The sequence below is a fragment of the Erwinia sp. V90_4 genome, assembly GCF_029967685.1.
GTDB lineage: Bacteria > Pseudomonadota > Gammaproteobacteria > Enterobacterales > Enterobacteriaceae > Erwinia > Erwinia aphidicola.
Window position 1 is genome coordinate 168,599 of record NZ_JASCAQ010000053.1, and the last position, 13,877, is coordinate 182,475.

8 protein-coding genes are annotated in these 13,877 nt (G+C 61.5%); 5 read left to right on the top strand and 3 right to left on the bottom strand.

Annotation, left to right across the window (positions count from 1 at the left end):
- Positions 1–85 precede the first annotated feature (85 nt).
- From bcsA to QLG07_RS14990, 5 genes are read left to right on the top strand one after another with little or no spacing between them, the layout of a single operon-like run.
- Positions 86–2,185 carry a UDP-forming cellulose synthase catalytic subunit gene (bcsA, locus tag QLG07_RS14970; protein ID WP_053110454.1) on the top strand — a complete coding sequence of 700 codons (2,100 nt, stop codon included), beginning with the start codon at positions 86–88 and terminating at the stop codon, positions 2,183–2,185.
- Entirely contained in the window at positions 2,182–4,692 is a 2,511-nt protein-coding gene (bcsB, locus tag QLG07_RS14975; protein WP_282469543.1) for a cellulose biosynthesis cyclic di-GMP-binding regulatory protein BcsB, read from the top strand. Before bcsA ends, bcsB begins: the two co-directional genes overlap by 4 nt.
- The gene (locus QLG07_RS14980) at positions 4,692–8,735 is read left to right on the top strand and encodes a cellulose biosynthesis protein BcsC (protein WP_282469553.1); all 4,044 of its coding nucleotides are present in this window, start codon (positions 4,692–4,694) and stop codon (positions 8,733–8,735) included. The genes bcsB and QLG07_RS14980 overlap by 1 nt, the downstream gene beginning before the upstream one ends.
- A gap of 2 nt (positions 8,736–8,737) precedes the next feature.
- Complete coding sequence (bcsD, locus tag QLG07_RS14985) at positions 8,738–9,202, top strand: cellulose biosynthesis protein BcsD (RefSeq protein WP_187497662.1); 465 nt, start codon at positions 8,738–8,740, stop codon at positions 9,200–9,202.
- 8 nt (positions 9,203–9,210) lie between these two features.
- Positions 9,211–10,212, top strand: coding sequence for a glycosyl hydrolase family 8 (locus QLG07_RS14990; protein ID WP_187497663.1), 1,002 nt, complete (start codon positions 9,211–9,213; stop codon positions 10,210–10,212).
- 218 nt (positions 10,213–10,430) lie between these two features.
- Here QLG07_RS14990 and bcsG read toward each other — a convergent pair whose 3' ends face one another.
- From bcsG to bcsE, 3 genes are read right to left on the bottom strand one after another with little or no spacing between them, the layout of a single operon-like run.
- Positions 10,431–12,083 (bottom strand): cellulose biosynthesis protein BcsG, encoded by a 1,653-nt coding sequence (gene bcsG, locus QLG07_RS14995; RefSeq protein WP_282469544.1) that lies wholly within the window; start codon positions 12,081–12,083, stop codon positions 10,431–10,433.
- Positions 12,080–12,271 carry a cellulose biosynthesis protein BcsF gene (gene bcsF, locus QLG07_RS15000; protein ID WP_048917839.1) on the bottom strand — a complete coding sequence of 64 codons (192 nt, stop codon included), beginning with the start codon at positions 12,269–12,271 and terminating at the stop codon, positions 12,080–12,082. The genes bcsG and bcsF overlap by 4 nt, the downstream gene beginning before the upstream one ends.
- Positions 12,268–13,815 carry a cellulose biosynthesis protein BcsE gene (gene bcsE / locus QLG07_RS15005; protein ID WP_282469545.1) on the bottom strand — a complete coding sequence of 516 codons (1,548 nt, stop codon included), beginning with the start codon at positions 13,813–13,815 and terminating at the stop codon, positions 12,268–12,270. The genes bcsF and bcsE overlap by 4 nt, the downstream gene beginning before the upstream one ends.
- Positions 13,816–13,877 lie beyond the last annotated feature (62 nt).

Genomic DNA, 13,877 nt, shown 5'->3' on the forward strand with positions numbered 1-13,877 from the left:
ATGAAGAGTATAACGCCGGGCACGGAAGCCTGAAGACGCGTGGCGCCAGCGCCACGATTATAACTATACGTATTCAGGATGACTTATGAACAAAGTCCTGTTCTATCTGCTGCTGCTGATATTATTCCCCATCGCTGCGGTCATCGTTATCACCCCAATGGACAGCCAGAAGCAATATATCTTTGGCTTAATCTCTATTGCTATCGTGTTTTTATTGGGCTTTAGCAAGAGCAAAAAAGTCTCGCTGGTGATGGTGGTTCTCTCGGCAATGATGTCGACGCGTTATATTTTTTGGCGCGCAACCGAAACGCTGCATTTTAATTCCGAGGTGGAAGCGATCCTCGGCATCGGCTTATTTATTGCCGAGCTCTATGTCTGGCTTATTTTAATCCTCGGCTACCTGCAAACTTCATGGCCGCTTAAGCGAACCATTGAGCCGCTGCCGGACGATGTCAGCCTGTGGCCGACCGTCGATGTCTACGTACCGAGCTACAACGAAAGCCTCGACGTGGTGCGCGACACCGTTCTGGCCGCGCAGTGCATCGACTACCCGCGCGACAAGATCAAGATCTACCTGCTGGACGATGGCAAGCGCAGCGAATTCGCCCGCTTTGCCGCAGACGTTGGCGTCGGCTATATCACCCGTGATGATAACCGCCACGCCAAAGCCGGTAACCTCAACCACGCAATGAAAATCACCAAGGGTGAGCTGATCTGCGTATTTGACTGCGACCACGTCGCCACCCGCACCTTCCTGCAGGCCACCGTCGGTGCCTTCCTGAAGGATAAGAAGCTGGCGCTGTTGCAGACCCCGCACTACTTCTACTCGCCGGACCCGTTCGAGCGCAACCTGAAAGCGGCGCGTGAAATCCCGAACGAGGGCGCACTGTTCTACGGCCCGGTCCAGCAGGGTAACGACAACTGGAACGCCACCTTTTTCTGCGGTTCCTGTGCCGTTATCCGTCGCTCAGCGCTGGAAGAGATTGGCGGCTTCGCGGTGGAAACCGTGACCGAAGATGCGCACACCGCGCTGAAGATGCAGCGCCTCGGCTGGGGCTCAGCCTTCCTGGCGATCCCGCTGGCGGCGGGCCTCGCGACCGAACGCCTGGGTCTGCATATCGTACAGCGTACCCGTTGGGCGCGCGGTATGACGCAGATTTTCCGCGTGGATAATCCGCTGTTTGGCCGCGGTCTGAAGTGGCAGCAGCGCCTGTGCTACCTCAATGCCATGCTGCACTTCCAGTTCGGCCTGCCGCGCGTCATCTTCCTGACCGCGCCGCTGGCCTACCTGCTGTTTAACCTGAATATCATTCACTCGTCCGCCAGCCTGATCTTCGCCTACGTGCTGCCGCACCTGGTGATGTCGCTGTACGTCAACTCGCGTATGAATGGCCGCTTCCGCGCCACCTTCTGGGGCGAGATTTACGAAACGGTGATGGCGTTCCACCTGGTGATCCCGACCATCCTGACGATGATTTCGCCCAAGCACGGCAAGTTCAACGTGACGGATAAGGGCGGCCTGCTGGATGTCGGCTTCTTCGACTTTAACATCGTGCGCCCGCACGTGATCTGCGCCCTGCTGCTGCTGATTGGCGTGGTGAGCGGCGTGGTTCGCGCCGTCGGCCATAACTATTTTGGCGTTGACCCGTACGTGATTGCGCTCAACGTCGGCTGGGCGACCTTCAGCCTGATCATCCTGATGGCGGCCATTGCCGTGGCGCGTGAAACTAAGCAGGTGCGTAAAACCATCCGTATCGATGTCCACCTGCCGGTGGTGATCCACTACGCCAGCGGCATTTCGTCACGCAGCAGCACCATCAACCTGTCGATGGGCGGCGCGCAGATAAGCGCCCCGGACCAGCGCCATGAAAATGATGAAATCGAAGCGATTGACGTGATGCTGGAGTCCGGCACCATCTCCATTCCGGTGCAGATCATTGGCGCAGAAGATGGCGTTATCCGCCTGCAGTTCCACGAAATGCCGCTGTCGCGCCGCCGTGAACTGGTGCGCGTGGTGCTGGCGCGCGCCGATGCGTGGATCCAGCCGGAAGGCCCGAAAGATAATCCGCTGCGCTCGCTGCTGAATATCATCCGTACCGTATTTGAACTGTTCTGGCTGAGCTGGAAAGACAGCCGCGCCAGAAAGAAACAGCAGGCGCACGTGGAAGAGGATAGCGCAGTATGAAGCCATTATTACTGCGAGCACTCTGCCTGAGTAGCATGCTGACCCTGAGCAGCGTGCAGGCCGACCCGACCAGCGTGACGCAGGACAGCAGCGCGCTGTCCGATATCCCGCCGCCGGCGGACGTCGGCGCGGCAGCCCCAGCGCAGAGCAGCAGCCCGGAGATGTCGACCATGACCGCCCCGGCGGTGGAGAACGATCGGCCTGCGGCTGCGGCCGAAGAGAACTTACCGGCCGGTGATGAAGCGGCACTGCCGCCGGGCACCAGCGCGATGCCTGCCGGTTTACCGCCGCTGCCTGCCATAAGCGATGAAACCCCTCCCGCTGCGGTTGCGGTGCTCAATCAGCCGCTGACCAGCACCGTCAGCGTGGCGCAGATGGGGCAGAAGCAGGGTATCACCCTGACAGGCGGTCAGCTGCAGTCCGGTATTGTCTTCACCCTGCCAACGGATGAAGTGGTCACCAATGCCCGTCTTAACCTGTCGCTGAAAGTGTCGCAGGCGCTGGCGGCGCGCAATACTTCCCTGCAGCTGATGCTGAACGGCCAGCCGCTGGGCACGCTGCCGCTTAGCGCTTCCGATCGTGCCAGCGAAGATTACCAGCTGGATATTCCGGCGGCGATGGTGGTCTCCAGCAACAACCTGAGCTTTAAAATTAACGATGCCGATCGCCTGCTGTGCGAGCGCGACAGCGCCCAGCAGTATCAGGTCACCATTCTGCCGAAAACCTCGCTGGCGCTGGAAGGCCAGCAGCTGAATATCGGTACCAGCCTGCGTAACTTCCCGCGTCCGTTTATTGATCCGCTGCGCATGAGCCCGGCGACAGTGGCGATGGTGTTCGGCGACAACGTTTCCCCGGGTGAAGTTAGCGCGGCGGCGATCCTCGCTTCCTGGATGGGGATTCAGGCCGACTATCGCGGCATCAGCTTCCCGGTGCTGCGCGGCCAGCTGCCGGAGAAAAACGGCGTGGTGTTCGGCCATCCCGGCGAGAAGATTGGCAGCCTGACCTTACCGGATAGCGCAGGCCCGTCTTTGCAGATCGTCGACAACCCGGATAATCCGGTGTACAAGCTGCTGCTGCTGGTCGGGAAAGATGACGACCAGCTGCGTCAGGCCAGCTGGCGCCTGCTGCAGCCGCTCAACCTCGACGACGCTGCGCTGAACGTCGCCAACCAGACTATGCCATTAAGCAAGCCATACGACGCGCCGCGCTGGATCAACACCGATCGTCCGGTCCGCCTGAGCGAGCTGCTGCGCAAAGACCAGAGCCTGACCACCACCGGCATCTGGCATGATGCGCTGCGCGTCAATTTCCGCGCCGCGCCGGACCTGTTCCTGTGGGACGGCGACACGATTCCGGTGCAGCTCAACTATCGCTTCCCGTCGGAAAGCTGGATTGATGAAGATAACTCGCTGCTCAACGTGACGCTGAACGGCACCTTCCTGCGCAACCTGACCGTCAATAAAGTCGGTCTGCTGGAGAACATCTGGCACCGTCTGGGCGGCGATGCGCGCCAGGAGAAATACACGCTGAAGCTGGACCCGTACCTGATTTACGGCGACAACCAGATGCAGCTCTATTTCAACATCAAGCCGAAGGCCAGCGCGCCGTGCAGCGTGCTGACCAACAACAACATCAAGAGCCGGATTGAGGATGATTCGTTTATCGATCTGAGCCATACCCGTCACTTTACGCTGCTGCCGAACCTCTCTTACTTCGTCGGCGCCTCGTTCCCGTTCTCGCGCCTGGCCGACTACTCGCAGACCGTGCTAATGCTGCCAGAGCAGCCGAGCAATGCGGAGATCAGCACCCTGCTGGATATGGCTGGCCGCTCGGGTAATGCCACCGGCGTGGCGCTGAGCCATAACAGCGTGATGTTTGGTATTCCGGCCAGCGGTTCGCTGCGCGAGCGTCTGGAAAACAGCGACGTGCTGTCGGTCTCCACCCTGGCGCAAACCCATTTTAACCGCGAGATGCTGGCGGCTTCCCCTTATAAGGTGAACAACCGCACGCTCGGCGTCAAAGTGCCAAACACGCTGGATAACCTGCGCGGCTGGCTGACCGGCGATTGGTATCGTCAGACGCTGGACGCCGACCGTTACTTCTCCTCCAACGAAGACTGGCGCGGTTTTGTCAGCTATCGCTCGCCGTGGAACAGCAGTCGCCTGGTGGTGATGACCGTCGCCACTGACGATAACCAGCTGTCGCGCCTGCACGGCGACATGACCTCGGCACGGATTAACGCGGGGATCCGCGGCGATACCGCCATCATCACCGATGAGAACGGTATCCGCAGCTTCCGCGTCGGCGCGATGTTCCCGAGCGGGCAGATGCCGTGGTACAGGATGGTGGTGTGGTATGCCAATCAGCATGCGGTGCTGCTGGCCCTGCTGGCGCTGTTCTGTTCCACCGTGGTTGGCCTGAGCGTGTATGTGCTGCTGAAGCGCCACTCATGGCGTCGTCTGCACCCGAAAAGCGATCCCCGTACCTCTGGCGAGAAGAAAGAATGATGAAAACCAGGCTCACCCCGATTACCGCCAGAATTCGCCAGCGCTGGGCGATCGCCGGCGGCTTTGCCCTGTCGATGCTCGCCAGCCCGCTCATGGCGGCGGAGAGCAACCCGGCGATTCAGGCGCTGTTTGACCAGGCCAACTACTGGCACCAGAAGGCTCACGACGAGCTGGCACGTGATGCGCTGAACAAAGTGCTGATGGTTGATGGCAATAACACCCAGGCGCTGTACCTGATGGCGCTGTGGTCGCAGCAGAGCGGCGACGGCGCCGCTGCCGCCAAATGGCGCGCGCGCTTAAGCCAGGTCTCTCCGCAGGACTCGCGCCTGGTGGAGCTGGATAACGCGCGCCAGCTGCAAACCATTCCGGCCGCGCAGCTGTCGCTGGCCCGCCAGCAGGCGCGCAGCGGCAACACCGCCGCCGCGCTGCAAACCTGGCGCAACACCTTTAGCGGAAATGAGCCGCCGGCCAGCGTGGCGGCAGAATACTACCTGACCATGGCCGGCGACCGCGCGCTGCTGCCGCAGGCGGTGGATAACCTGCGCCAGTTCGCGGCACAGCATCCGCAGGATACCGGCGCGAAGCTGGCGCTCGGCAAAGCGCTGACGTATCAGGAGTCGACGCGCCGCGAAGGGCTGCAAACCCTGGAGAGCCTGGCCGACGGTAACGCCGATGCTGACCGCTCCCTGCGCCAGGGGCTGCTGTGGCTCGGTCCACAGCCGGGGGATGCGCCGCTGTATCAGAACTACCAGCAGCGCCATCCGCAGGATAAAACGGTGCTGGACTATTACCGTAAGAACGTGGGCGGTGCCGCGAAAGGCCAGGGCTTTACCGCCCTCAACAGCGGTGATGTCTCCGGTGCGCAGAGCGCCTTCGACCAGGTGCTGCAAACCAACCCGGAAGATGCGGATGCGCTGGCCGGGCTCGGTTATGTATCGCTGCGCAGCGGCGACTACGCGAAAGCGGCGGACTACCTCGATCGTGCCGCTAAGCTGGGCGGCAGCGACAGCCAGCAGCGCCAGCAGCAGGCCGCCGATGCGCGCTTCTACGGCCAGCTGGCGTCTGCCCAGCAGGCACTGAAATCCGGTGACAGCGCTCAGGCGCTGAGCCTTAGCGCGCCGCTAACCCAGGCCGCAGGCGAGAAAGGCGTGGCGGCGAAGCTGTTCCGTGCCGACGTGCTGCGCCGCAATAACCAGCTCGATCAGGCTGAACAGACCTACCGCGACGTGCTGGCGAGCGACGCCAATAACCGCCCGGCGAAAGAGGGGCTGTTCTACGTGCTGCGCCAGAAGGGCAACACCGCCGAAGCCAATACGCTGTTGGCCTCCCTGCCAGCCAGCGTGCGCGAAGCGGTGACGCCGCGCCCGGTGGCGACCAGCGATCCCGTGCGTCGTGATGCCAAACAGGCGCTGGCGGCGGGCAATCCGCAGCGCGCCATCAGCATTCTGCAGCAGGGCATGCAGCGCTTCCCGAACGATGGCTGGCTGCGCCTCGACCTGGCGCGTATCTATCAGCAGCAGGGCGATACCGCGGCGGCCGCTGGCGTGATGCAGCCCGCCTTCCGCAACGGCGCCAGCAGCAACGAAGTCTACGCTGCGGCGCTGTTTGCCAGCGAAAGCGGGGCTTGGGGGCAGGCGCAGAGCCTGCTGTCGCGCATTCCGCCACGCAGCCAGAATGCGGAGATGCGCACCCTCGCCCAGCGCGTTAATTTCAATCAGCAGATGTCGGTGGCCCAGCAGTATCTGGCGCAGGGCGCCAATGCCGCCGCGGCGAATACCCTGAAGGCGCTGGCGGTTAATCCGCCAGCGAATCCGGCCGATGCCGGTAACCTGGCGAAGGGGCTGGCGCAGGCGGGTGATATGACCAGCGCGGTAGCCGTGGTGCGTAACAATATGCAGCGCGGCGTGCAGGGCAACGCGGGCGACTACGCCGCCCAGGTAGCGGTGCTTAACCAGGCCGGACTGAATGCCGAGGCGCAAACCTTCCTCAGCAACCCGGAACTGCAGGCGCGCAGCACCAGCACCCAGCTGGCGGGGATCCGCAACGGCGGGCTGATCAACGAAGTCGACGACCTGCGCGAGCGTAAGCAGTACGCGGCGGCCTACGACAAGCTGATCGGCGCATTGCAGAAAGACCCGCAGAATAGCGACCTGATGTTCGCCATGGCGCGCCTCTATCAGTCCGGAAAAATGAACAAAGAAGCGGCGGTGGTCTACGACTACCTGATGACGCGCGACACGCCGACTCAGGATGCGCGCGAAGGGGCGATCAACAGCGCGCTGGCGCTGAACGACGTGCCAAAAGCGCGTGCGCTCGCCAGCGGTCTGCAGGGCGAACCTTCCCCGCAACGCCTGCTGTTACTGGCGCGCGTCGCGGAAGCAGAAGGCGACCACAACCAGGCGCTAAGCTACCTGCGCACCGCCAAGGGCAAGATGATTGGCCTTGACGGCAGCACGGTGGGCAGCAGCGCGGGCATTGGTGGCCTGACGCTGGCCGACAACCCGTTTATCAACCGCACCACGCTGTCGGTACGTAAATCGCCATCGGTGTATGGCAATACCATGCCGTGGCAGCAGTCGCCGGATGCGCGCGACTACCGTGATATCGACGGCGTTAGCGTGGTGGGCGGCGGCACGCAGGTCGCGACCCAGCAGAGCCAGACGCTGCACCAGATCGACACCATGATGGACGAACTGCAAAAGGATACCGGCACCTGGGTGCAGGGCGGGATCCAGATCCGCGGTCGCGATGGCGAGAACGGCCTGAGCAAGCTGACCGAAGCCAAAGCGCCGCTGACCTGGTCAAGCTCACCGCTTGGCGATGCGCGCTTTGATTTCACCGTCACGCCAATGACGCTCAGCGCGGGCAGCGCCAGCGGCGACGCCTTCCGCCGCCTTGGCACCGGCGCGGCCAGCGTGGCGACCAGCAACCTGATCCAGAACATCAAGAACGAGCAGGCTTACTACAGTGGCTTAACCGCTGCGGAAAAAACCGTGTTTGATGCCGCCAACCCGGGCGTCGGCGCCGCGCTGACCAACCTCAGCGGCATCGACAGCGCGGACTACAACCCGTTTACCAACGGCGGCCAGAGCAATCTGCAAACCCTGAACAACAACAGCACGCTGGCGAAATACCTTGCGGCCTCCTCGCGTAAGGTTAACGTTGATACCGCCAGCGACAGCGCGTCCGATTCGCAGACCGCCAACGGCGTTGAGCTGAACCTGGCGTTAAGCGGCGACAGTTACAAAATTGACCTCGGCAGCACTCCGCTGGGGCAGGATCTCAGTACCATGGTGGGTGGCGTGAAGTGGGCACCGAAGCTGACCGACTACCTGACGCTGATCCTCACCGGGGAGCGCCGCGCCGTCACCGACAGCCTGCTCTCCTACGTGGGCGTGAAAGACAGCTACTCCGGCAAGAGCTGGGGCCAGGTGACCAAGAACGGCGGTAACGCGCTGTTAAGCTACGATGATGGCGATGCGGGCTTCTACTTCGGCGGTGGCGGCTACAGCTATATCGGCGAAAACGTTGCCAGCAACACCGCGCTGATGGGAAGTGCGGGAGCCTACGTGCGCCCGTTCCACTACAGTGACCGCGAGCTGAAAACCGGCATCAACATCAGCTGGATGGACTTCTCGAAGAACCTCAGCAACTTCACCTACGGTCAGGGCGGCTACTTCAGCCCGCAGAACTACATCAGCGTGTCGTTCCCGGTGGACTTCTCGCAGACCTATGATGACCTGAGTGTGAAAGTGGGCGGTTCGGCCGGTTACCAGTCTTATACCCAGGACAAGAGCGCCTACTTCCCGAACAACCCGGACTATCAGTCCCTGCTGGAAGATGCGGTCACCGCCGGCTACGCCAAAGAAGCGTACTTCAGCGGCGGCAGTAAGAGCGGTATCGGTTACAACCTGCACGCGGGTGCGGATTACAAGATCAACAAGGATGTCACCATCGGCGGCCAGGTGGGCTACGATACCTTCGGTGACTACAACGAAAGTACTGCGCAACTCTACTTCCGCTACATGCTGGGGGGCAAATAAGCATGAGTCAGTTACAGGATCGTACCCTGCAATATTATCGTCAGCAGCAGTATCAGCCCGGCTGGTTTGATCTGCTGAGCGTGATGATCAACGGCATGTTGAACAATGCGGGCGAGCAGGAGAGCCAGGCGTTTCTGCGCCAGATGGGCGACAACCTTGCCAGCCGCTATCCGCTGGGCGAGGTGGCGACCGTGGCCGATCTGGAAAACCAGATCAACCGCGTGCTGGCGCAGTTCAACTGGGGCTTTGTCGATCTGCAACCGAGCGACAGCGCGATCGTCATCGATCATCTGGCGCTGCCGCCGGGCGATGGCGTGATGAGCGACCGCCAGTGGCGGCTGGCGCTCGGCGCGGTGCTGGTGGGGCTGTATGCCCGCTGGCTGCGCGGGCAGGGTGGCAGCGATAGCGTATCGCTGAGTGTGGAAGAGACGGGCGACAGCTCGCTGCGCTTCCGCTATCAGGCATGAGGATGACTATGATTGCCATATTCAGGGCCAGCGTGCTGCTGCTGGCACTGGCGCTGGGCGTATCCCAGGCCGGTGCAGCGGACGGCTGGAGCACCTTTAAAACCCGTTTTATGACCGCCGATGGCCGCATTCAGGACACCGGTAACAAAAACGTCAGCCACACCGAGGGCCAGGGTTTCGCGATGCTGATGGCCGTCTGGTACAACGACCGCAGCGGCTTCGACAGCCTGTGGCGCTGGACGCAGAACAACCTTAGCAACCCGGCTAACGGCCTGTTCTACTGGAAGTACATCCCCGGCGCCAGCGACCCGGTCAGCGACCGCAACAACGCCTCCGATGGCGATGTGCTGATCGCCTGGGCGCTGCTGAAGGCGGGCAATAAGTGGGGCGATAACGGCTATTTACAGGCCTCCGACCGCCTGCAAAAAGCGATTATCAAACGCAATGTGATCGTCTATGCCGGGCGCACCATTATGCTGCCGGGGGCGCAGGGCTTTAACAAGACCAGCTATGTGATCCTCAATCCGTCCTACTTTATCTTCCCGGCGTGGCGTGATTTTGCCGCGCGCAGTCATCTGCAGGTATGGAACAAGCTCATCAGCGACGGGCAGCAGCTGCTGTCCGGGATGCGCTTTGGCGACAGCGGCCTGCCGCTCGACTGGGTGGCGCTGAACGCCGACGGCAGCATGGCCCCGGCCACCGCCTGGCCGCCGCGCTTCAGTTACGATGCCATCCGCATTCCGCTCTATCTGCACTGGTACGATCCCCAGTCGCTGCAGCTGGTGCCGTTCCAGCGTTTCTGGATGAGCTTCCAGCGCCTGCAAACCCCGGCGTGGATTGATGTGATGAGCAACGAAAAAGCGCCGTACAATATGGCCGGCGGCCTGCTGGCAGTGCGTGATTTGACGCTGGATGATACCGGCTATCTTAACGACCAGCTTAACAGCAGCGAAGATTACTACTCCTCCAGCCTGCACCTGCTCACCTGGCTGGCGCTGAAAGACCGGTAAGATCGGGTTTTCGTAGGGGCGAAGGCTTGCCTCGCCCGTACTGAGCTCCGTGCTCACCCCGGGTCGGGCATGCCCGACCCCTACGCAAATCCCGTTTGGTGCTATATGCCTCGCCGGTACTGAATACCGTCTCACCCCGGGTCGGGCTACCTGCCTGGGTAGGGGCCGACCTTCTTTTGCGGTCGGCCCTGAACCCACCCCGACAAACCCCACGCCGATCACTGCGGATACGTCACCCAGTCGCCGCCGTTCAACCTAATCCACGGCTTGCCCTGATACATCACCACCACCGCGTTATCATTTTCCGAGACTACCGGCGTCTGCGGCAGGTTATCGCTCAGCGCGGCCATATTCACATTCGGCGCGTTGAACACCTGGCCGTCGACCACGCGGGAGACCAGTTCGGAGATCGCCTGCAGGCTGGTGGGGGTGCTGACGTTTAGCGTCGCCTGGTGCGGCGCTTTCATCCCGGCAAACTTAATCCCGACCGGCACGTGGGTAATACTGCTGCTTGGGATGTCGCGCAGGCCGGACATCTGCATGCGGTCACCCTCCAGCGCTGCGCCGTGCTCCGGCACCACAATCACCATCACCCGGCGGCCAGACTTGTCGAGGTTCGTCAGGAAGCCGTCCAGCTGGTCAAACAGCGTGTTGGCCCGTGGCTGCCACGGCGCGGTTTTGCTGCTGCCCAGCGTGCGCGTGCCGTCGTGCAGCGGGATCAGGTTATAGAAGGTGGCGCTGCGGGCGTCGGCGCTTTTCTGGCGTTCGTCGAGCCAGCGCTGCATCAGCTGCGCATCGTTAAACACCGGCGAGCCGTCGAAGGAGGTCAGTTCGTGCGAGATACCGGCCTGCGACATCAGCGGTGCCTGTAAATTGCCCTCTTCGCGCAGCTCCTGTAAATAGCCGCCAAAAATCCCCTGATGGTCCAGCATCAGCTGAGGCTTAAACCCGAGCTGCGCCAGGTTATCAAACAGGTAGCAGCGGGCATCTACCGGCTTGTACAGATCGCTGTGCGAGCTTTGCCCGCAGCTGGCGCGCAGCAGGCGGATGCCCGCCGGGCCGCTGTAGCCGGTGGCAGAATTGTAGTTATCCAGCAGCAGGTCGAAATGTTTCCACAGCGGGTGATTACGCAGCCGGGCGTAATCAATATCCGACCAGGCCAGCGAGCAAATGTTGATCACCAGAATATCGAACGGCGCGGCATCGGCAGGCAGCGCCGCCGGGAAGGCGGTGACGCGCTGCTTCTCTGTTTCATAAAACCTGTTCAGGTACGCCGTCAGGCTGGCGCTGGTGGGGGCAGCGGACTGATCCAGCCCGCTGGCGGCCACGGTATTATTCCCCGGCGTACTGTTTGCGACGGCAACCGGCGCAGCCGCTTTATCCGGCAGCAGGGCGAAGGATGGCCCGGCCAGGTTCACCACGTTGAGCCACACCAGCGCCAGTGACACCAGCACCGTCACCCGCAGCCACTGGGCAACAAACAGGTAGAGCACCATCAGCACGAAGCCGCTGCCGATCATCTGCCAGTTGATAAAGCGCTGCAGCAGGTCGAGCAGATAAGCCGGGGAGAAGCCCGCCAGCTGGCTGCCCTGGCTGAGCAGGCTGGAAAGCCCCGGCAGCCAGGTGTCGTGCCACAGCAGCGCGATGCCGAGGGGCACGGAGACCCAGTGGCGCAGACGGTGCAGCTTAGGCGAGGGCAGCGGCAGCAGCAGCCACGCCAGAAACACCAGATTAGCCAGCGCGTGGAAGTTGAGGTAGCCAAACCACAGCAGGGCAAATTTCAGCAGGAAATAGAGGTTCCAGCCGCCCAGCCCGCGCCAGTTGCGCCACAGGCCAGGGGAAGTCTCAGCAGAAGGGTCACGCAGGGTCATGATTTTTTACTGTCCGTCCCGGAAGTTTTACGCCGCCACGTGCCTTCATATTTCAACGCGCGCGGCGGCAGCACGCGGTGCCGCAGCCCGCGCCATTTTTTCGGCAGCCAGCGGCTGTATAGCGGTTTGAGCAGCAGCAGGATCAGCAGCAGCAGAGTGACAATCTGCACCCAGTCCATCAGCGTCATGGCGCATCGCCCTTGTCCACCGGGGTGTTAAGCGTCACCTCTTCCGGCACCAGGCGCAGCGGTGCGGCCTGCGGTTCCGCAGCAGAAGAGGGGGCTTGCACAGCAGGGGCATCGCGCCAGGCGCCGGGCGTGGTGCCCGCCATCTGCCGCACTTCCGACAGGATCTGCAGATCTTCAAACCACACCAGGCGATTGGTGAAGATCTCGTCGGGCGGCAGGCGGAAGATAAATTTCAGCGCGGTATCCAGGTCGTTGTAGCGGCACGAAGAGAGGAACAGGTACAGGCGGTCGCCGATGCGCGTCACCAGGTCACCGAAGCGGCGCGGCTTGCACAGCGTCAGCGCCTGCTCCGGGTTCAGCTCCGGCACCGGGCGCAGCGCCACCAGTAGCCCTTTGCCGTCCTGCGGCAGCACGGTGTTGCCGATCAGGCGCGTTACCGAGCGGCAGAAGTGCTCCAGCGGCAGGTAGCCTTTCTCCTGCAATGGCTGCATCGATTTCAGCAGTACGCTCAGGTCGGCCGGCACGTGGCGGTTATAGCGCTGCCCCTGCAAGCCTTCCAGCGTGGTGAGAAAGCGCGACATCGCGGCGTTTAGCGGCACAATCGCGTTTACGCCGCAGGCCAGCAGCAGGCGCTCATCGCTGTTGCGCAGCGCGGTGTGCATCTCGCGCACCACGATTTTCAGCCCGCTGCCGCGCGTGCGCCGCAGGTTATGAATGTCTGCGGCAAGCTGGGCGATCTGGTCACTGTGGTGCAGGTTAAAGATCACCGTGGCGGCGCTGGCCTGCTGAGCGCGGCTGGCCAGCTGGCCGTTATCGTCGAACAGCGTCCAGGCGCTGGAGAGCGGCGGCGCGCCCTCCAGCACCCCTTTTTCGGCCAGGTACAGATGCTCATCATTTAAGGTTAACGGGCTATTTTGCTCCGATTCGCTAATCTGAGTGAAGCAATCCTGCTGTAATTCAAGGCGTAATGCGCGGTCGGCCAGCATGCCACTTTTATTACACCACCAGTTAATTCGGTAATTCCAGCTATCCTGCTGCCATTCCAGATGTGAAAGTCCGTCTAAATGACGATAGCGGGTTTGTAAATCATTTCGCAGGTGATTAACGCCGGAACCGTAAGTGATAATCAACATTGTTGACTGTCGCGAGGCTAACCACTTTTGCATTCCCTTCAGCCAGCTGTTTAATTCTTCAGGTGCTATTTTTTCCCAGCTGCTAAATGCGGTAAAAAATAACAAGAATCGTGGCTTGTTGGCTAAAGCGCGCGATAAATCTTCGCTCAAATTAAGCAGAGCTTGCGGAGTAGCGGGCAGGGAAAACAGCGGGATCTTGTTCGGGCCGCTGGCAGGGTCTGGAACCAGCAGAGACTGGGGTTTCTCAGGGGTCGCGATCAGCGTCACGGCCGTCTGAGTCGCGATAGTCTGACGTGCCAGAGTGCGTGCATCTTCCTGACGGTTTACCGTTACCCAGTAGCAGCCTGGCGGTTGCATCAGCACTAATTCATTTTGGACCTGACCCAGCCCTAAGCTAAATGAAATCGTCATAAGATTTTTCGCACCAGGGGTAATCCAGCATAATGGCAGGTCGGATAAAGATTTCCGTACCA